The sequence below is a fragment of the Secundilactobacillus muriivasis genome (assembly GCF_054785195.1).
This window is the reverse complement of record NZ_BAABMI010000015.1, coordinates 68,662-86,479: the sequence shown is the minus strand read 5'-3', so window position 1 is coordinate 86,479 and position 17,818 is coordinate 68,662. Positions and strand designations below refer to the sequence as shown.

Annotated in this window: 16 protein-coding genes; 11 read left to right on the top strand and 5 right to left on the bottom strand. The window is 47.5% G+C overall.

The genetic code is table 11. The features are described 5' to 3' along the window. Nucleotides 1-37: 37 nt before the first annotated feature. The 4 genes from ACYVR3_RS04355 to ACYVR3_RS04340 all read left to right on the top strand — a co-directional run bounded on the left by ACYVR3_RS04355 (nucleotide 38) and on the right by ACYVR3_RS04340 (nucleotide 5,109). Complete coding sequence (locus ACYVR3_RS04355; RefSeq protein WP_461243270.1) at nucleotides 38-1,612, top strand: amidohydrolase; 1,575 nt, start codon at nucleotides 38-40, stop codon at nucleotides 1,610-1,612. A gap of 68 nt (nucleotides 1,613-1,680) precedes the next feature. Then, entirely contained in the window at nucleotides 1,681-2,109 is a 429-nt protein-coding gene (locus ACYVR3_RS04350; RefSeq protein ID WP_054736004.1) for a universal stress protein, read from the top strand. A 1,108-nt stretch (nucleotides 2,110-3,217) separates the two neighbouring features. Beyond that, the gene (locus ACYVR3_RS04345; RefSeq protein WP_461243269.1) at nucleotides 3,218-4,357 is read left to right on the top strand and encodes a YibE/F family protein; all 1,140 of its coding nucleotides are present in this window, start codon (nucleotides 3,218-3,220) and stop codon (nucleotides 4,355-4,357) included. After that, the gene (locus tag ACYVR3_RS04340; RefSeq protein ID WP_461243268.1) at nucleotides 4,336-5,109 is read left to right on the top strand and encodes a YibE/F family protein; all 774 of its coding nucleotides are present in this window, start codon (nucleotides 4,336-4,338) and stop codon (nucleotides 5,107-5,109) included. The genes ACYVR3_RS04345 and ACYVR3_RS04340 overlap by 22 nt, the downstream gene beginning before the upstream one ends. A 579-nt stretch (nucleotides 5,110-5,688) precedes the next feature. Here the strand turns inward: ACYVR3_RS04340 and ACYVR3_RS04335 are convergent. The 3 genes from ACYVR3_RS04335 to ACYVR3_RS04325 form a co-directional block, all read right to left on the bottom strand. Further along, nucleotides 5,689-6,753: a peptidoglycan recognition protein family protein gene (locus tag ACYVR3_RS04335; protein WP_461243267.1), complete on the bottom strand. Its 1,065-nt coding sequence runs from the start codon at nucleotides 6,751-6,753 to the stop codon at nucleotides 5,689-5,691. Nucleotides 6,754-7,479: 726 nt separating this feature from the next. After that, nucleotides 7,480-7,944 carry a Fur family transcriptional regulator gene (locus ACYVR3_RS04330; RefSeq protein WP_461243266.1) on the bottom strand — a complete coding sequence of 155 codons (465 nt, stop codon included), beginning with the start codon at nucleotides 7,942-7,944 and terminating at the stop codon, nucleotides 7,480-7,482. Between the two features lie 102 nt (nucleotides 7,945-8,046). Then, nucleotides 8,047-8,502 (bottom strand): hypothetical protein, encoded by a 456-nt coding sequence (locus tag ACYVR3_RS04325; protein ID WP_461243265.1) that lies wholly within the window; start codon nucleotides 8,500-8,502, stop codon nucleotides 8,047-8,049. A gap of 658 nt (nucleotides 8,503-9,160) precedes the next feature. On the opposite strand from ACYVR3_RS04325, the gene ACYVR3_RS04320 reads away from it, so the two are divergent. The 7 genes from ACYVR3_RS04320 to ACYVR3_RS04290 all read left to right on the top strand — a co-directional run bounded on the left by ACYVR3_RS04320 (nucleotide 9,161) and on the right by ACYVR3_RS04290 (nucleotide 14,841). After that, nucleotides 9,161-9,922: a carboxymuconolactone decarboxylase family protein gene (locus ACYVR3_RS04320; protein WP_461243264.1), complete on the top strand. Its 762-nt coding sequence runs from the start codon at nucleotides 9,161-9,163 to the stop codon at nucleotides 9,920-9,922. After that, the gene (locus ACYVR3_RS04315; RefSeq protein ID WP_461243263.1) at nucleotides 9,922-10,479 is read left to right on the top strand and encodes a DapH/DapD/GlmU-related protein; all 558 of its coding nucleotides are present in this window, start codon (nucleotides 9,922-9,924) and stop codon (nucleotides 10,477-10,479) included. Before ACYVR3_RS04320 ends, ACYVR3_RS04315 begins: the two co-directional genes overlap by 1 nt. Nucleotides 10,480-10,562: 83 nt before the next feature. Continuing rightward, on the top strand, nucleotides 10,563-11,405 hold the full coding sequence (locus ACYVR3_RS04310) for an SDR family oxidoreductase (protein WP_461243262.1): 843 nt from the start codon (nucleotides 10,563-10,565) through the stop codon (nucleotides 11,403-11,405). A gap of 170 nt (nucleotides 11,406-11,575) precedes the next feature. Next, entirely contained in the window at nucleotides 11,576-12,616 is a 1,041-nt protein-coding gene (locus tag ACYVR3_RS04305; RefSeq protein ID WP_461243261.1) for a lactonase family protein, read from the top strand. Between the two features lie 103 nt (nucleotides 12,617-12,719). Beyond that, on the top strand, nucleotides 12,720-13,277 hold the full coding sequence (locus ACYVR3_RS04300) for a TetR/AcrR family transcriptional regulator (protein WP_461243260.1): 558 nt from the start codon (nucleotides 12,720-12,722) through the stop codon (nucleotides 13,275-13,277). Between the two features lie 70 nt (nucleotides 13,278-13,347). Continuing rightward, nucleotides 13,348-14,172, top strand: a complete 825-nt coding sequence (locus ACYVR3_RS04295; protein WP_461243259.1) for an SDR family NAD(P)-dependent oxidoreductase — start codon at nucleotides 13,348-13,350, stop codon at nucleotides 14,170-14,172. Nucleotides 14,173-14,202: 30 nt separating this feature from the next. Next, a complete protein-coding gene (locus tag ACYVR3_RS04290) occupies nucleotides 14,203-14,841 on the top strand; it encodes a DNA alkylation repair protein (RefSeq protein ID WP_461243258.1) in 639 nt (212 codons plus the stop codon). A gap of 1,035 nt (nucleotides 14,842-15,876) precedes the next feature. Here the strand turns inward: ACYVR3_RS04290 and ACYVR3_RS04285 are convergent. Together ACYVR3_RS04285 and rbsD are read right to left on the bottom strand one after the other, a co-directional pair. Then, nucleotides 15,877-17,196, bottom strand: a complete 1,320-nt coding sequence (locus ACYVR3_RS04285) for a sugar MFS transporter (RefSeq protein ID WP_461243257.1) — start codon at nucleotides 17,194-17,196, stop codon at nucleotides 15,877-15,879. 96 nt (nucleotides 17,197-17,292) lie between these two features. Next, the gene (gene rbsD, locus ACYVR3_RS04280; RefSeq protein WP_054737342.1) at nucleotides 17,293-17,688 is read right to left on the bottom strand and encodes a D-ribose pyranase; all 396 of its coding nucleotides are present in this window, start codon (nucleotides 17,686-17,688) and stop codon (nucleotides 17,293-17,295) included. Between the last annotated feature and the right edge of the window lie 130 nt (nucleotides 17,689-17,818).

Here is a 17,818-nt window from a genome sequence, read left to right as displayed (position 1 = left end):
AAGATTAAGAACTTTTAATCAGACGGAGGAATCAACCATGACAACCTTTACGAACGGTAACATTTTTACCGGCCAGGACGCCACAAGCTTTGTGTCGGCGATGACGCTGGAAAACGGACGGGTCACCTGGGTGGGTGATGCGGCGGACGTGACGGATGATCAGGCCATCGACCTGCACCAACAAACGGTCCTACCAGGGCTGCTAGATGCGCATACCCATCCAAAATACATTGCGGATGCCTTGCACGGGGTCGCTTGCACGCCACCGCACATCAACAGCATTGCTGATATGCAGGCCGCGCTACGCCAGTCCCCAGGGTTTGGCAAGGGTGCGGATGTTTGGCTGGAAGGCTGGGGCTTTGACGAAACTAAGCTAGCCGAACACCGGACACCAACGGTTGATGATTTGGACGCGATTACGACTGAGCAACCGATTTTCATTTACCGGTCAGATTGTCATTCATCGATCGGTAACTCGAAGGCGCTTGAATTAGCGGGTATCACCGCTGAGACGCCGGATCCTAAGGGTGGCGAGATTGGGCATTTTCCAGATGGTCGGCCAAATGGGTATATGAAGGAAGTCGCCGCTTCACAATTGTTGATTCGGGCGAAGTCAGCGCAAAACTATGAAGCAGACGTCACTAACATGGTGAACACCTCAACGCACTACCTCGAAAACGGGTTGGTAGCGATTGGTGAACTGATGGGGCGTAAACAACCTTACGATACGTTGGATTTGTACGAAGACGCGATGAAGCGGGGCTTTGAACCGCAGAGTGCGATTTACTACGTTTGGAGCGAAATTAAGGATTTGAAGGATCCGATTGGAACGCCTGATAACGATAAGCTGTCGATTGCCGGCGTGAAGGTGTTTATGGACGGTAGTATTTCCGGCGAAACGGCTTGGAATAAGGTGCCTTATCCGAGCGGTAAGAACGGCGTGCAACTGACCACGGGTGAGGAGTTGCTGGCGGCGGTGACCTTTGCGCGAGACCATCACTTACAAGCGGCGGTGCATGCGATGGGCGATGCGGCCATTCAACTGATTTTGGACACCACGCAGGATCTAACGCCGTGGCTGGAACACGGTCCATCGATTCGAATCGAACACGCTACATTGTTGAGTGATGAGATGTTGGCGCAGATCAAGGCGGCCAAGATGAACTATGCGTTGGTGACGCAGCCAATCTTTTACTTTGCGGAGGATGAATCGTACCGGACGTATTTGAACGATGACCAATTTAAAAATGCTTACCGGATCAAGTCGATGATTGCGACGACGCGAACGGCGTTGAGCTCGGACGCGCCATGTACGCCGTGGTTTGAACCGGATAGCCCATTTATTGCAATGCAGGCGGCGGTGAACCGGACGGCGGTCAACGGTGACGTGGTCAATTCGGATGAGGCGATTTCGATTGGTGAAGCTGTGCTGGGGTACACCAAGTGGGGCGCTGAAGTTGGTGGTTTAACGGATAGCGGCCAGTTGCAACCGGGATTCCGGGCGGACTTCGTGATTTTGAATCAGGACCTGTTTAGCGTACCAGCTGATCAGATTGGTCAAACTAAGGTATTATCGACCTGGATTGGTGCTAAAAAAGTCTACGAACGTTAGGCGGGAAACTATCTGTAAGCGCTAAAATATGCTACGATAAAGTTAATAAAACCATGGGGGTGGTTATGATGTTTGAGAAGATTTTGGTTCCGTTGGATGGCAGTGAGAACGCCTTTAAGGCGCTAGCAACCGCGTTTGATCTCGCCAAGCATTATGACTCAAAAATTTACGCAGTGGTGGTCGCAAACGATCAGAGTTACACACAGTACGGTGCAATTTTCGGTGACGACATTATGGCGCACATGAAGGAACAGGCGGAAGTCACCCTTCAAGAGGCTAGAAGCCGGGCGGAAAAGCAGGGCGTTGACCTAGTGACGATGTTTGAAGTTGGCATTCCAAAGATGGCAATCGCGGACTCGTTACCAGACCGCTTAGAGACTGATTTAACCATCATCGGTAAATCAGGGGTCCACGGCTTGAGCCGGGCGATTATGGGTTCGACGACGGCTTATGTGACTAGACGGTCGATTACGGCGGTGATGGTGGTGGGAGACTAGAGAGCGGAGAGAAGCGGTTAAAGCGCGGCGTGTAAGGCGACTTCCGTGAAAGCGCCTAGGTTTTGGGCGGTTTTACGGAAGTTGCCTTACGCATAGCGCTTTGCTTCTCGGAGCTCATTTCGGCGCAGGCTAATTAGTGCTGTAACGTTAAAAAACTTCACTATATGACTGGTTAGCGAAACACGACAATTTAAGTGGCGCCGAAAACTAGGTCATCGGAATGCACGTCGCCCTTACCACTCATTACCAGATAACCAACTAAACAATAAACGACAAAAGAGAATGCTGCGATGGTGAGCGGCATTCTCTTTTTTGATGTGGTGATTTTGATGTAGATTAATGATTGGTTGGTATTTTATGTATGATGCAATGGCGTTAGTGCGTTCAGTGAACAGCGTACTTTTGGCGACGTACACTACTCCGATATTGAATTTCGGCGCCTCTGGGCTGTTTTGTTGGTGCTGTTGAGGTTATGTGGTGGGATTGCCATTGTAACTGCATTTTGGCAACTACGCCGAAACGCGCGGAACGAGGCAGAGAGCTATGTGTAAGGCGACTAAGGTAAAAGCCCAAACCCGGGGCGTTCACCTTAGTCGCCTTACACGCCGCTCTCTAACCGCCTCGTTCCACGCTCTAAAAAAAGCCCCACAATTCAGTCACCAAATTACTTTGGTCATTGAACTGTGGGACCTTTCAGCTGTAAGCAAGAAGAATTACTTCTTAGTGCTCTTAAGCCATTGTTGCAAGTTTGAAATTTCTTTTTGGCGCTTCGCGTCCTTCTTTTGGTTCACTGGACGGCGACCTTGTACGCCATGTGGATGTGCTTTTCTCATGATATCTAACCCTCACTTTAAATATGATAATCAATCATTTAACTATTCTACCTCAGAGTTGGGTGAAAAATCAAGGGGGTTCGCCGGGATTTTTCAGTAATGGGGTAGTCGGTAAATTAAGGTAAAGCGGCGCCAACGTGATGGTCATGCCGTTAGTAGCGAATTGTTAAATTCAGATGACAGGCAAAAATAACGATTTTGTAATTAATCAGGCAAGGCCAGCGTGCTAAAATCGGAATGTGCTATGATTAGGGCCATAAGGTGGGATATGAGAAATGATAACAACAACTAAAACGGTGCAGCGACGTGGCTGGCAGAAGTGGTGGCCGGCACTCGTTGTGCTACTTGGCGCCTTGTTGGTATGGGGCGTTGCCCATGATGACCGGCTGTACCAGCAGCCCCTCATGGTAATCACTTCAGTACATACAACCGCAGTTGATAAACAGAGTGACCAGTTTGATAACGTTGATCATCAGGTGACTCAGCGACTTCACGGGACGATTACTAATGGTCGGTATCGTGGTCAAAAAATGACGATTGAGAACGTTTATTTAAAATCCCAGTCGACAACGCAGGCTTATCACCAAAACCAGCGGGTATTTTTAACCCTTCATCATCAAAAGGGCAAGTTAACCGCAACCGTTTCGGGACCGAAGCGTGACGTGGCGCTGGCGTTTACGGCGTGGGTCGTGATCAGTATTTTGCTGGTGCTGATGCGCTTCAGTGGGTTTATGGCACTGGCTAGTGTCCTCGTGAACGGGGGCTTGTTTTGGCTGGCAGTCAGGTGGAACACGAACACGCAGGGCGGCATGGTACTACTGATTTTTAGCGGTTTAGCAATTTTATTTGCGGCGCTGACGTTGCTAATCGTGATTGGCTGGAACCAGCAGATGGTGATGACCTTCCTGACGACGTTGATTGGGACTGGGGTGTCGATCGTGGTTGCGCTATGCGTCTTTGCGTTAACTCACGAACACGGCGTTTACTACGAGTCGATGCAGTACGTGACACAGTTGCCACGACCGTTGTTCCTAGCAGAAACGTTGCTGGGCTCACTGGGAGCGGTTATGGATGAATCAACCGATATTATCGCGTCACTGATGGCGTTAAAGCAGGAACAACCCGCAATTTCAGCCAAGCAGATTTTCAAATCCGGACGGCAAATCGGCGGTGAAATCATGGGACCGCTGGTGAACGTGCTGTTCTTTATTTTCGTGGCAGATACCTTACCGTTAGCTTTACTGTATTTAAAAAATGCGAACTCCTGGGGCTACACCTTCAATATGACGATGTCGCTCGGGGTGATTCAGAGTTTGATCAGCGGGATCGGGATCGTGTTAACGGTGCCGGTTGCTTGCGGGATCACGAGTCTATTGATTGGAGGTAAGCGGCCATGGGCACGATTACGGCACTAGGATTAGTTTTACTGGTTTGCATGGTTGCGGTTGGTGGTGGCCAAGGGTTTCAGGCGTTTTTAAGCTTGTTATTTAACTTTGGCGCGCTGTTCTTCGCAATGGTGCTGATGGCGTTTCACTTTTCACCGGTGCTCGTCACGTTGGTTACAAGTATCATTGTGTTAGCCATGACGATTTTTCTGGGTGGCAGCGATTCGGACAGCACGATGGTGGCGTTCTACGCGTCAATCGTGGTGTTGTTACTGTTAGTTGCCTTGATTATTCCAGTTGAACACTGGGCGCAAATTCAAGGCTTTGGCCAAGAAGATAGCGAGGACTTGGAAGGCATGTCGACGATTTTGGGTATCAACTACCTAGAAATCGCGATGTCGACCGCTATTTTGAGTACGTTGGGTGCGATTGCTGAAGCAGCAATCGCCATTTCAGCGGGTTTGGCGGAGATTCTAGCACAACACCCGAAAATTAGCCTAAAAAACCTGCAGGGCGCAGGTTTCAAAGTAGGTAGTCAGATTATCGGCACAACCTTCAACACGCTGTTCTTCGGCTTTTTTGGCGGGTTCTTGGCCCTGTTTATCTGGTTCGCCGGCGTGCACTATTCAATTGGTGATATTATTAATGATAAAATTTTTGTGAGCGAAATTTTGATGGTGCTGTTTTCAATGTTGTCGGTGATTGCGACGATTCCACTGACAACGTGGGCGATGGTGGGGTTTGAGACGCGAAGAAGAAAGAGTGCGGAGAAAGGCGTTTAGAGACCGGAGCATAAGCCCCTTTTGCCAGAAACCCCGGTTTTTGGGGTTTGTGGTGAAAGGGGCTTATGCTCCGGTCTCTGCCTTTCTCCGCACGTTTCGGCGCGGTGGCCAGAACACAGTTACGAAGGCAATTCCACAAAGAAACTAGTAAGCGGAAAATTCAATCCAAATAGGCGCCGAAAATTGTAGCCAAGTTTAGAGTGCGGAGAGAAGCGGTTAAAGAGCGGCGTGTAAGGCGACTTCCGTGAAAGCGCCTGGGCTTTTGGGCGGTTTTACGGAAGTCGCCTTACACATAGCTCTTTGCTTCTCGCAGCACGTTTCGGCGCGGTGGCCAGAACGCAGTTACGAAAGCAATTCCACAAAGAAACTGGTAAGCGGAAAATTCAATCCAACGAAGCGCCGAAAATTGTAGCCAACTTACACCAACTAAAAAGCGCGGCTTTGCCAAGGAAACCGCCGGCAAACAGCCAGTTCTGAGAAATATAGAAACACAGAAATCCAAAAACGACCCCAACAAAAAACGGATCCGAAATCTCCAACCAACAGAGATTTCGAATCCGTTTTAATTTTATCGATTAATTATTCAGCACTACTTGAAGTACTGGTAGCCGTTGCACTGCTACTAGTAGCGGCAGCGGTCGTGTCATCAAGCGTGATGGCCTTTGAGTAAGCCCAGTATTGCTTAGCGCCAGCAGCGGTGCTAAAGCTGAACCGGTACCAAGTTGAGCCTTGCTTGTCCTTGACACCCTTCTTGTTGATGTAGATCTTCTTGCCAGTTGAGGCGCCAACGGATGACCAGCTGTAGGTCTTCATGTTGGTGTAGGCGTTCTTCACGTGGTTGTACAGCTTGTACTTGCTGTAATCACTTGAAAGCGTTGCTGTTACGCTAGCGTCTGAGTAAGTGACCTTATCAACTGAAGTTGCAGCAGTGTCACTAGATGAAGATGATGAGGCTGCTGAAGCAGTGGTTGAGAAGTCGGTGTTGTAGTAAGACTTAACGAGGGTGTAGAACTGAACCATCGTGTAGCCTTGACCGAAGTACTTCTTCCCGTTTGATGAGTAGTAACCAACGGGATCGGTGTGGGTTGACCCACCAAGGTATTTGGCAACCGCACGGTGAGACCAAACGGTACCCTTACCATCGTAATCAGCCCGGTTTGGCTTCAAGCCATATTGGTGCAGCAGGTAAGCTGTGTACCAAGCCGCGTTGGCAACTTCGTGGGCAAAGGCGGACTTGCTGTGAACTTCAACTTGTTCGAATTGAACGTAACGGGCGTTCCCAGGGAAACCAACGCCCCAAGCGAGGTAGTTGGTGTTGGCGATGTTGATAATGTGATCAGCATCGACGAAGGAGTGCACGAAGGCGTTGTTGTAGTTCTTCTTCATGTAGGCAATTTCGTTGTAAATGGTTGAGCTTGGGTTAGCCGTTTCATGAACGACAACCCCTTCAGGCTTACCAACACCGTTTCGGTAGGCGTTCTTAGGGAAGCCACTCCAAACGGCACTGGTAACCTTAGCAGGCGTAATCTTTTCACTAGAAATATAACTATTAACAGCAGAACTGGCATGAGCCGTCTGCGTACCGGCAAAACCGACCGTGACAAGGGTCAGTAATCCAGTTAAAAGCAAAGTTGTTTTTTTCAAAGTCGTCATCTCACTATTTCGCATTATTTTTTATGAACGGTCGATTCATTTTATGAAGTTTAGTTTACCGGCAAATGCCAAGGAAAACAACCGGTCTGGCGGTGAAATCCCTTTATGTTACAACGTTAAGCATTGTTTTGACGGGTACTGGCGCACTTGTTTTCAATCATATTAAGAACACGTAACAAATCCCTTAAGGTGGGGAATTGGGTGATTTTTGGTTATTTTGGAGTGAAATCCGAATTGCGGGAAGTTAGGGGTGTGCAGATGAAATAACGTTCCGAGACTTGGTTGGCGTCGCGGAACGTTGGTTTTGAGGTAGATGGAATTTTAGTTAACTTAGCGTTGGGAGGGTGGGGGTGTTGTGGTTGGCTGTTTTTGCGAAGTCGCGTTTTTTAGTTGGTGTAACGTGACTATAACTTCGTATTGTGGTTGATATTACAAGACCACGTTCATGTCCTCGAGCCGAAACGTGTTCCACAGGGCAGAGAGCTGCACGTAAGTCACTTTCACCACAAACTCCAAAACCCGGAGTTTCTGGTAAAAATAACTTACGCTCCGCTCTCTAAGCGCCCTGTTCTACACTCTGTCTTACTGTCCTCGAGACTAAACGCGCTCCACAAAGCAGAGACTTGCACATAAGGCCCGTCAACCACAATCCCCAAAGACCGGGGATTCTGGTTGACGGGCCTTATGCTCCAGTCTCTAAATGCTTTGTTCCGCTCTCTAAGCGTCCTGTTCCACACTCTGTAACTTTACCTGACACTCCGGGCACAAGCCGTAAAGTTCAATATGACTACTACTAAACGTATAACCGGATTGTTGTTTGGCGGTCAGTTGGATCATTTTTTCGATTTCGGGAAGTTGTGGATCGTAGATATCGGTCACCTTCCCGCAGTTTTCACAGATGGCATGGTAGTGCGGCTGACCGAAGAAGTCGTATCGGACACCACCGTTTTCGTTCGGAATCTCGATAACAATGCCAAGTTCCACAAATTTGTTCAGGGTATTGTACACCGTTGCCAGACTTAGACTGGCCATTTGAGGTGCTAGTTCTTCATAGATGGTCTCAACGGCCGGATGATTTTCGTGCGTAATCAAGTAGTTTAAAATTAATTTTCGTTGTGGTGTGATGCGAATATGCTTTTGGCGAAGCTGCTGGAGGGCAGTGTCAAGTGCGTCGTTATTCAAAGGTAGGCCCCCTTTTTCAGAATTAGACAACGAATCGTTGCCGTTTAGTCTATTAAAACACGTTTTTTAGAATACTTCCAATATAATACACCTAATGTTGTGCTAAGGTGCAACGTAATAGTTGTGCGTCGCGTCGTAAGTGAAGCCTAGCGGTGTCAAAACCTCATCCGCGTTGTCAGCTTGAACCGCAAACTGGGTGGCACCAAGTTCACTACGACTAAAGTCATTCATATGGGTAACTAAGTCGTGAATCAAAGCAGCCCAATCGGCATCGGTCGTTAATGTTAAGCTGAGTAGGCCAAGGCCAGCATCGGTTTTAGACAGGGTCGCGCTACCGTTAAATGTGGCGGTTGCTTTATCCTGAATCCCCCAAGTCAACGCTTGGTCATGCATAACGGTGCTCATTTCACGATTAATGTAAGTTGCGGTTTCAAGCAACGTTTCGTTTGGAAAGCGTTGTTGACGTAGTGCATTGACGTCCTTAACGGTAAACTGGGTTAACCAATCAAGCCGATAGTGGGGCGTCAAAATTGGGTGGTACAATTCAAATTTTGCCATGATGTGCTTCCTTAAATTAATGTCATAGGCATAATTTTAGCATGAACGTTCGGTTTTTACTAGAGTGCAAAAAAATGCGATTAGGTCCCAGAATCTAAGGCCATTAAGCGGTGGACGCCGGGTTTTGGCGTTTACCGCTTGATGGCCTTAGATGGCCGGGACCTGCATTTTTTGGCACGTTTCGACTAGATAACAGATATAAAGTAACGATGACAACTTAAATGATTGTGAGATAAGTACACAATTCAATTCTTACAACGCAAATCTATAACCACATTCTTAAAGGTGAACACCGGGTTTGGGTGTTCGCGGCTTAAGTCCCTTAGATGGCCGGGACCTGTATTTTTGAGCACGTTTAGGCTAGATAACAGATAAGCGGTAACGATGACAACTTAAGCGATTGTGATATGAGCGCTCCGTTCGATGCTTACCAAACTAATCTTTGACTCGAATTAGACCCGGCGTTTACCGCTTAATGGCCTTAGATGGCCGGGGCCTGCATTTTTGAGCACGTTTAGGCTAGACGATAAATAGTAAGAAACGGTAGCCAATAAATCTTTTTAAATTTAATTAACAAAACGTCTTGCCTTCAAGTTACTTCAAGGGTCTAAAGTAAAGCCATTGAACGAGAACAGAACAGGAAAGGAAGTTTTGACTAATGCCGAATAAAATTGCTCAGAAAAATCATGATGAGATGTTTCCTAACCACGTCTCAACGTTGAAACAAACGGATCCTGAATTTATTGAGATCTTCGATAATTTCGCTTTTGATGAGGTGTTGCAACACAGCCATTTGAACACGCAATTACGGATGAAGGTGACCTTGGCGTCGTTAATCGCTATGCAGTGCCTGAACGAATATCAAGCGATGGTGGTAGCAGCGCTCAACGTAGGCGTATCCCCAGTTGAAATTAAAGAGATTGTCTACCAAGCAGTGCCATACGCGGGATTAGGCAAAGTCTTTGATTTCTTGAATGGCACGAACGATGTTTTTCGTGACAGAGGCATTCAGTTACCGGTAGCACCGCAAAGTACAACCACGCCAGAAACCCGGGCCGAAAAGGGGTTGGCAACCGTTCGCCAGATTGCGGGTGATGCGGTCGATAAAATGTTGGCAACGGCGCCTAAAAACCAGACCCACTTTGCGACTTTCTTAGCCGATAATTGTTTTGGTGACTACTATACCCGGACCGGACTTGATCACCAGACCCGAGAAATGTTGACGTTTGCGATGTTGATCTCGATGGGTGGTGCGGATCCTCAAGTGAAGGAGCATATCGTTGCGAACCAAAACGTTGGCAATAGCAAGCAAACCTTAATCGATATTATTACGGTGCTGCTGCCGTTCATTGGGTACCCACGAACGTTGACGGCGGTCGGTTTAGTTAATGAAGTCATTCCAGATGAGGAGGACGATTAATGACGATTTTTGATGACTTACGCGCTGGTCGAGCGGTAGATATTCGAGATGCACAATATCAAAAAGAAGTTCACGGTGAAATTGATCGCTGTAATGATCTTTGTTTTGATATTAACAACACCCGTCCGAGCGACCATGCCAGAGTGGTTGCGTTAGAAAATGAGTTGTTACAGGGTCAAATGCAGGATGGCACATTCTTCACGCCACCAATGTCCATCGACTGTGGCAATCGCGTTAAGTTAGGTAAAAACGTCTACGCCAACCATCATTTAACCATGATGTCCGTTGGTACTATTACGATCGATGATGGTGTCATGATGGGACCGGGCGTTGGCCTCTTCACTGATAACCACGAACCGAATCATATCCGGGTGATCAGTACGAAGGAGATTCACATCAAGAAAAATGCTTGGTTGGGTGCCCGAGTCAACGTGGCGCCCGGCGTAACGATTGGCGAAAATGCCATTATTGGAACTGGGGCCGTAGTGACAAAGGATATTCCCGATAACGCCGTTGCGGTTGGCGTACCAGCTCGAGTGATCAAGTATACGAAGTAATTTTAAAATGTGAATTTTTGCTTGCCTTGAAGTTACTTTAAGGCCGTAGACTAAGTTTATTCAAAGATGAAAAGGAGTGTCGCATGATGGAAAACAAAACGTGGTTGATTACAGGGGTTAGTAGTGGGTTTGGTCACGCAATGACGGAACAACTTTTAGCTCAAGGAAAAACGGTCATTGGAACCGTTCGTAATACGGCTAAGGTGCAAGACTTAGTCGCACAATATCCTGAAACGTTCATTAGTAAGTCGTTAGACGTGACGGATGTTACCGCCATTCACCAATTGGTAACTGATGTCACCAAAGACTATCAAATCGATGTGTTAGTTAATAACGCCGGCTACGGCCTGTTTGGGGCTGCGGAAGAGTTAAGTGATGCGGATGTTGACCAGATCATTGCGACCGATTTAACGGGATCAATTCAAATGGTCCGTGCAATTCTGCCTAGCATGCGGGCGCAAGGTCATGGCCGGTTGATTCAAATTTCGTCATACGGTGGCCAAGTGGCATTTCCAGGAAATTCGATGTATCACGCTGCCAAATTTGGGATTGAAGGGTTTATGGAAGCCGTTGCGCAAGAAGTCGCTAGTTTCAACATTGGCGTGACGATCGTTGAACCCGGTGGTGCTCGGACGGAATTTCGATATGGGAGTGCCCAAGTTGCTCACTTGATGCCAGCGTATGAGGGCAATCCGGCCCATGCCTTTCAAAAAATGCTGGATCCAGCCAACGGGTTAGCCCCTGGTGATCCAGTCCGAATGGCAAGTCGAATTATCGAAAGTGTTGATCAAGAACCAGCTCCATTGCGAATGGTGCTGGGCTCTCAAGCCCTTGAGAGTACGATTGCAACGCTGGAAAAACGGGTCGCCGATTTTAAAGCACAAAAAGACTTGGCTGCTTCGACGGATTTTCCGGAAGGTGAATAGGCTTTCAGTCATGTTGTTATGCCCTCTAGGTAAAGTTTAGGACAGTTGATAGCATTGGTCAGGAGGCATCGTGTCAGTCGACTAACCTCCCTAGACCAATTAACCCGCTCACCCGCAAAGCCCTGTGCTATAATGAACAAGAACAAACATTGCATAATGGGGGATTGAACATGATCGAAACCTTTTTAATTGGCACCTACACGAAGAAGAGTAGTGAAGGGGTCTATCAACTTGAATTAGATACGACAGCTAAGCAGTTACAGCATTTGGAGATGGTTGGCAAGTCTGGCAACCCAACCTACGTGGCTGAATCTAAGGCGCACAAAGTTTACGCAATTGATGCTGAATCTGAAGACGGCAAGAAGATTGGCGGTTTGAAGGTGCTTGATGCTAGTGCAGCACCATTTACCGAAATCAGCAAGAACTTGACGCCAGGGTCATCACCAGCTTACGTTTCCGTTGATGAAGCCCACCAATTTGTCTTCACGGCAAACTACCACACCGGCGTTGTCACCGTCTACAAGATTGCTACTGATGGAACGTTGACGGTTGCTGACACGGTTACCCACACCGGTAACGGTCCTCGTCCAGAACAACAGGATGGCGCCCACCCACACTACGCTGACTTGACGCCGGATAACCGGTTAGTCGTCTGTGACTTAGGTAACGATACGGTTACGGTTTACAACTTATCAGACGATGGCAAGTTGAGCGAACAATCTAAGTTCACCTGCGAAGCCGGTTTCGGTCCCCGTCACATTGTCTTTAACACCGCTAAAAACGTGGCCTACTTAGTCGGTGAATTGTCCAGCAACGTTTCCGTTTTGGCTTACGATGAAGCCGCTGGCAGTTTCACGTTACAACAAACGTTGAAGACGATTCCAGCTGACTGGACGGCGCACAACGGGGCAGCCGCAATTCGCTTGTCTAGCGATAACCAGTTCGTTTACGTGTCGAACCGGGGCTTCAACACTTTAGCAACCTTTAAAGTCGAAGCTAACGGCCAATTAACGTTGATCGACCAAACGTCCGTTGAAGGCGACTTCCCACGGGACTTCAACTTTAACGCGGATGAATCATTTGTGATCGTGGTTAACCAAAATACCAACAATGCCACGCTGTACACGCGTGACGCAGCAACTGGTAAGTTGACGATGGTTCAAAAAGATTTCACCGTTCCAGAAGGCGTTTGTGTGGCACCACGCGCATAATAACGAATTAAATGAGGAAGCGTCACGGACTTCAGTCGAGGTTCGTGGCGTTTTTTATTGATATTAGTTGACAAAGAAAGAACGTTCATTCATAATGGGCAACATGAAAGAAGATAAAAAAGCAAAAATCAAACAAGCAGTTTATCAGTTAGTGGCCAAAGAAGGCTTGCTTGGCATCTCGATGTCTAAGATTGCCAAGCAGGCTGGCGTGGTACCGTCCAACATCTATGTTTATTACGAGAATAAAACTGATCTGCTCAGTAGTATTTACCGAGAGGCAAAGTTGAAAATCGACGGCAACTTAACGGCAATTTTGGCACAAGAAGACACGATTCAGGGAAAGATTCGGGCAACGGCAACCTTGTTTGCCAAGAGTGCCTTCACGTTCAAGGACGAGTACACCTACATGATGGCGGTCAATAGCAACATGGAAGTTTTAGACGAGGCAACGAAGCGCTTTATTCAAGAGATGGGCGCACCGTTGTTTGAGTTAGGTCAACAGATCATTGATTCACCGGACTTTAAGAAGTTAACCTTTGACCAAATTGTGGCGTTTTCGATGACACCAGTTCAGCAATTGGCGTATCAACGAGACCAACAGTTTACGGATAAGGAACTGGATTTCTTAGTTCAGATGATATTGGATGCTTTAAGCGCTTAGTGATAACGGAGCGCTTTGATTTTTACAAGAAAAAGAATGAACGTTCATTCTTAATAGAGGAGATTATAAAATGACAAAACGAGTGATTTTGATTACGGGTGCTTCAAGTGGTATGGGCTATGAGGCGACTAAGCTATTTGCGGATCGCGGTTGGGAAGTATATGCTGGCGCACGGCGGGTGGCGAAGATTCCAACGGGTTCCCGAATTCATCCAATTAAGTTAGACGTGACGGATGCCGAGAATCGAGCAGCATTTGTTGAAATAGCTTTAACTGAACAATCCCAAATTGATGTGTTATTGAATAATGCGGGGTACGGGGAATTTGGGCCGATTGAAGAGGTTAGTGTTGAAAACGTTCAAAAACAATTAGACACGAATTTAGTTGGTGCGTCCGAGCTGACTAAGTTGGTGTTGCCACGGATGCGGTACCAACACCACGGCCGAATTATCAATGTTTCATCGATTGGTGGCGATATGTACTCGCACCTCGGTGGTTGGTACTACGTTACGAAGCATGCACTTAACGTCTGGTCGGACGTGTTAGATACTGAGATTCGGGAATTTGGGCTGCGTTCAGTTATCATTGAACCGGGCGGCACTCAGTCATCGTGGAGTGAAATTGCGATGGCCAATGCCTTAAAGAACCTCAAGCCTGATTCACCGTACACGAAACTAGTTGAAGGCACACAAAAGATGATGGGTAAAATGCTGACAAATTCATCAGCCACCTCTGAGGATTTGGCAAAGGTCTTCTACCGAGCCGCAACTGATCGTAAACCGAAACGGCGTTACTACTTTGCGTTAACGGATCGAATGTTCACTCGATTTGCGCGCAACCACCCGGGTATGTTACATTCAGCATTAACGAGATTAACCGCTCGGCTAACGAAGTAGTCGAGTCGGACGTGAAAAGGTGGTTATCACATGAGCCAGTTTCAATTTCAGGACAATTCAGCAAACATCGAACCGATGACGGCGTATATGCGCAACCAGTTTCCGTTTCTGGGGGTCAAGTCGCCGGACCGGAAATTGCAATCACGGCCATTGCTAAAACAGAGTACGCATCAACCAACGCAATTAGTACTGGAATGGGTCGCCGAATTCTACGGGCGACGCGAGCGAGAGTATCAGTACCTCGCCATCGATTTAGCGGTTCACGTGGCGAAACGGTTATCGTTGCAGGAATTGAAGTCGTTGACGCCGTATGTGTCACAGAAGTCCTGGTGGGACTCCGTGGACGCTTGGCGGAAGGTGTTTGACGTTTATCTGAGAGCCCATCCGGAAGATAAAGTCACCGTGTTTGAGTGGTTTTATGGTCACCCGGACTTCTGGCAACGGCGGATTGGCATTACGTTGCAGTTGTTGGAGAAGGAGACGCTGGATACTGAATTGCTGACCCGCGCAATTGAGGCTGATCAGACAACGGATGAGTTCTTTATCCAAAAGGCGATTGGTTGGGCGTTGCGCAGTTACGGGAAGTTTGCGCCCGATTGGGTGCGTCAGTTTTTGGCGACGCATGAGTTGTCGGCGTTGGCTACTCGGGAGGCTGGTAAGTATTTGTAGGCATATTAAAAAAGTAGCGTTGACGGCAATCTGGTGGGATTGGGTCGATGCTACTTTTTTGCGATTTATTAGATTAAGGTGAATGATTGCCTAGATATTGCTGCCGCTTGTGTTTGGCGTAAGCATTCTTATGTTCAGATTGTGAAGTGCGGTGATTTGCTTAAACTGTCGATTCCGGTCAGCGGCTAGGTTCCTGTTGTGGGGCCGGTCTGAGCCAAAGGGCGGTCTCAAACCTCGAAGTTAAGCCTCGCCAAAACCCATGCGAGTCTTAACTTCGTCCCCGATGATTGGCGGTTGTCGGAAAAACACCAACAACCACCAATCATCGCGACACAGCCTCCACCTAGCCGCTGACCTGCATCTCACAATGTGCAAGGCACTATTGTAGACCATCTCAAGTGTTTAACTGGACAACTTGCGGCGATATCATAATAACACTAACGCTGATTCAACAAACGTCTAAATGAATCAGCAGCCGTCGTTCCATAATCGCGATGGCTACTTCTGAATGGCAACGCAACTGCGTTAAGGCCACGCAAACGTGATGCACGACTGGCAGATTTAGCATTGCGCAATCGTTGATTTGTTGCGGTTACTGAACATTGACTACTATCGTTTCTTACGGTTGTTGAGTTATCATCGAACGTTGCGATTATGCAGTTTCGTCAACTTCAGCATGTGACAGTTAGCTGTTGTGGTTGTCGACAACGCACTATGTAGCGGGAGGCGGAGGCGCGCGAGGCTCAGCAGTGTCGGTATGACTTGGGCAGTCGTGCCTCGTGGGGTTCGAGGTGCGAGTGCCCTAGTCATACGCGGGTCCGGAGAGATCCGGCATGGGCGTTTCTTGCCCATTCCTAGCTCGTAGGCCCGCCACTGCGTTCCAGCCTCGCATAGCGCCGGAGCCTCCCGCGGCATCCTCTCACTATAGAAAACCAGAATCACTGAACTTCACAAACTAAACATGCTTACGCTGGACATAAGCGACAGTAAAAACGCCCTGAAGTATCCTCCAGGACGTTTTCACACATTCTATTTTTAGTGTTCCTGCATTTCTTCCGGATGCTTCTTTTCATAACGGTATTCCATAAAGAAGTAACCCGTGATGTAAAGGAAGCAAAGGGCTGGGACAACGAATGATAATTGCATTGAGCCAGTTAAATCAGAAACCAAACCTTGAATAGCTGGGAAGATGGCACCACCAATGAGGGCCATTACGATGATTGCACCAGCAGTTTCAGTGTATTTCTTTTCGTGAACTTGATCCAAGGTGTGGGTGTAGATTGTTGGCCATTCAGGACCGAAGAAGAAGCTGGTCATGATGGCTGAGTAAACGGCAGTCATGTTTGGCACCGTAAACGTACCAGTGATGGAGAACTTGCTCATGAAGTAGTTGGCAATCAACTTACCAACGAACCAAGCGATGTAGCTGTAGATCATGAAAGTTGAAGCAGCGGCATCAGTGATGCTGTGGTTCAAGTTCAAGGCCAAACGAATCGTAAATGACCAAACCGTGGTTTGCAGACCGGCGTAAACGAAGTGGGTGAAGACCCCTTTCTTAAAGCCGGTGTTGTGCCAAAGGTACTTGATCGTTTCGCCTAAGCTAGGACGTTCTTCTTGGGCTTCTTCACCAGCTGCTGATTCAGCAACGGCTTTGGCCCGTGGCATTGGGACGAGAGCGAAGATGATCAACATCACGATCAAAACGATCAAGATGTACTTGTATGGCCGCAACGTTAATTGCAGCATCTTTTCACCGTAAGCGATACGTTCAGCACCGTGCATGTTAGCCATCTTATCAGCTAAGTTACCAACGGAACCGAAAATCAGGTATTTACCAAGTAAAATCCCAGTGATGTCACCAAGTGGCACTAACGTTTGTGAGAAGTTCAAGCGAATCGTAGCAAATTGCTTCGGTCCTAACATTGAACTATACGTATCACAAGAGGTTTCCAAGAAACTCAAGCCAATTGCAATGGCGAAAATGGCAACCAGGAACATGCTGTAAGTTGCAACCCGTGAAGCTGGGAAGAACATCGCACAACCGAGGATGTAGAAGATTAACCCGGTCATAATGGCAAATTTATAACTGGCTTTCTTGATAATCAGCGATGCGGGGATTGCAATCAGGAAGTAACCACCGTAGAAAGCGGATTGAACGAAGGCCGTTGCGGCATCGTTTAATTGAAAGACCGTCTTGAACTGAGTGATCAAGATGTCGTTCAGGCTGGCTGCGGCGCCCCAAAGTGGGAAAATCAGAGAAACCAGTAAGAATTGGAAAACGGGGGTTTTGCTAAGGTACCCATCAGACAGTTGAGTCCAACCGTGATGCTTAGCCTTTGTAGCAGTTTGTTCCATGTTGTTAGACGCTCCTTTGGCTGGTGGCGGTGAGAGAGGACCGACCACCGATTAGTTAAAATAATGGCAGTTAAAACATTTTACGAAATACAAAAATTAAAAAGTAACACCAGATTCCAAGATAATGTTTGAGAATGGCGTCATTTCACCAGTCCGCACGAAGGCGTGGGTCTTGGCAAGGTCTTGCTTCAATTCGCTGTGAGGCATGAAGGCAATTTCAACATCGGGTAACAGGTCTTTGATGGCCGTCAATTGCTTAGGGTTTTGCGTTTTGATCTCATCCGCAAGGTAGATCTTTTGAACTTCAAGCTCGCTTAAAATGTTTGATAACACGTCAATGAAGCTTGGGAGATTCTTGGTTAAAGCCAAGTCAATTTTCTTGGTGCCCATTGGAACTGGCATGCCGGCATCGCCGATACTCAACCAATCCATGTGACCCATTCCGGCAATCACCGTTGAGAGTTCTGAGTTGATAACAGTCGTTTTCTTCAATGTTGTAACATCCTTTCAGTGTGACTAAAATCAAATTGATTAGCGGGAAACACTAAGTGAAAGACCGGCCAAAATTAGATAAACCGTTTTAATAATGCTACCCAGTTCTTGTTACTGACTAACGAATGAT

What these genes read in the sequence shown, in the direction of transcription:
- ACYVR3_RS04350 (WP_054736004.1), top strand. Translation starts at nt 1,681, where the DNA reads ATGTTTGAGAAGATTTTGGTTCCGTTGGATGGCAGTGAGAACGCCTTT.
- ACYVR3_RS04325 (WP_461243265.1), bottom strand. Translation starts at nt 8,502, where the DNA reads ATGGCAAAATTTGAATTGTACCACCCAATTTTGACGCCCCACTATCGG.
- ACYVR3_RS04295 (WP_461243259.1), top strand. Translation starts at nt 13,348, where the DNA reads ATGACAAAACGAGTGATTTTGATTACGGGTGCTTCAAGTGGTATGGGC.
- ACYVR3_RS04320 (WP_461243264.1), top strand. Translation starts at nt 9,161, where the DNA reads ATGCCGAATAAAATTGCTCAGAAAAATCATGATGAGATGTTTCCTAAC.
- ACYVR3_RS04340 (WP_461243268.1), top strand. Translation starts at nt 4,336, where the DNA reads ATGGGCACGATTACGGCACTAGGATTAGTTTTACTGGTTTGCATGGTT.
- ACYVR3_RS04315 (WP_461243263.1), top strand. Translation starts at nt 9,922, where the DNA reads ATGACGATTTTTGATGACTTACGCGCTGGTCGAGCGGTAGATATTCGA.
- ACYVR3_RS04355 (WP_461243270.1), top strand. Translation starts at nt 38, where the DNA reads ATGACAACCTTTACGAACGGTAACATTTTTACCGGCCAGGACGCCACA.
- ACYVR3_RS04305 (WP_461243261.1), top strand. Translation starts at nt 11,576, where the DNA reads ATGATCGAAACCTTTTTAATTGGCACCTACACGAAGAAGAGTAGTGAA.
- ACYVR3_RS04285 (WP_461243257.1), bottom strand. Translation starts at nt 17,196, where the DNA reads ATGGAACAAACTGCTACAAAGGCTAAGCATCACGGTTGGACTCAACTG.
- ACYVR3_RS04345 (WP_461243269.1), top strand. Translation starts at nt 3,218, where the DNA reads ATGATAACAACAACTAAAACGGTGCAGCGACGTGGCTGGCAGAAGTGG.
- ACYVR3_RS04300 (WP_461243260.1), top strand. Translation starts at nt 12,720, where the DNA reads ATGAAAGAAGATAAAAAAGCAAAAATCAAACAAGCAGTTTATCAGTTA.
- ACYVR3_RS04290 (WP_461243258.1), top strand. Translation starts at nt 14,203, where the DNA reads ATGAGCCAGTTTCAATTTCAGGACAATTCAGCAAACATCGAACCGATG.
- ACYVR3_RS04310 (WP_461243262.1), top strand. Translation starts at nt 10,563, where the DNA reads ATGATGGAAAACAAAACGTGGTTGATTACAGGGGTTAGTAGTGGGTTT.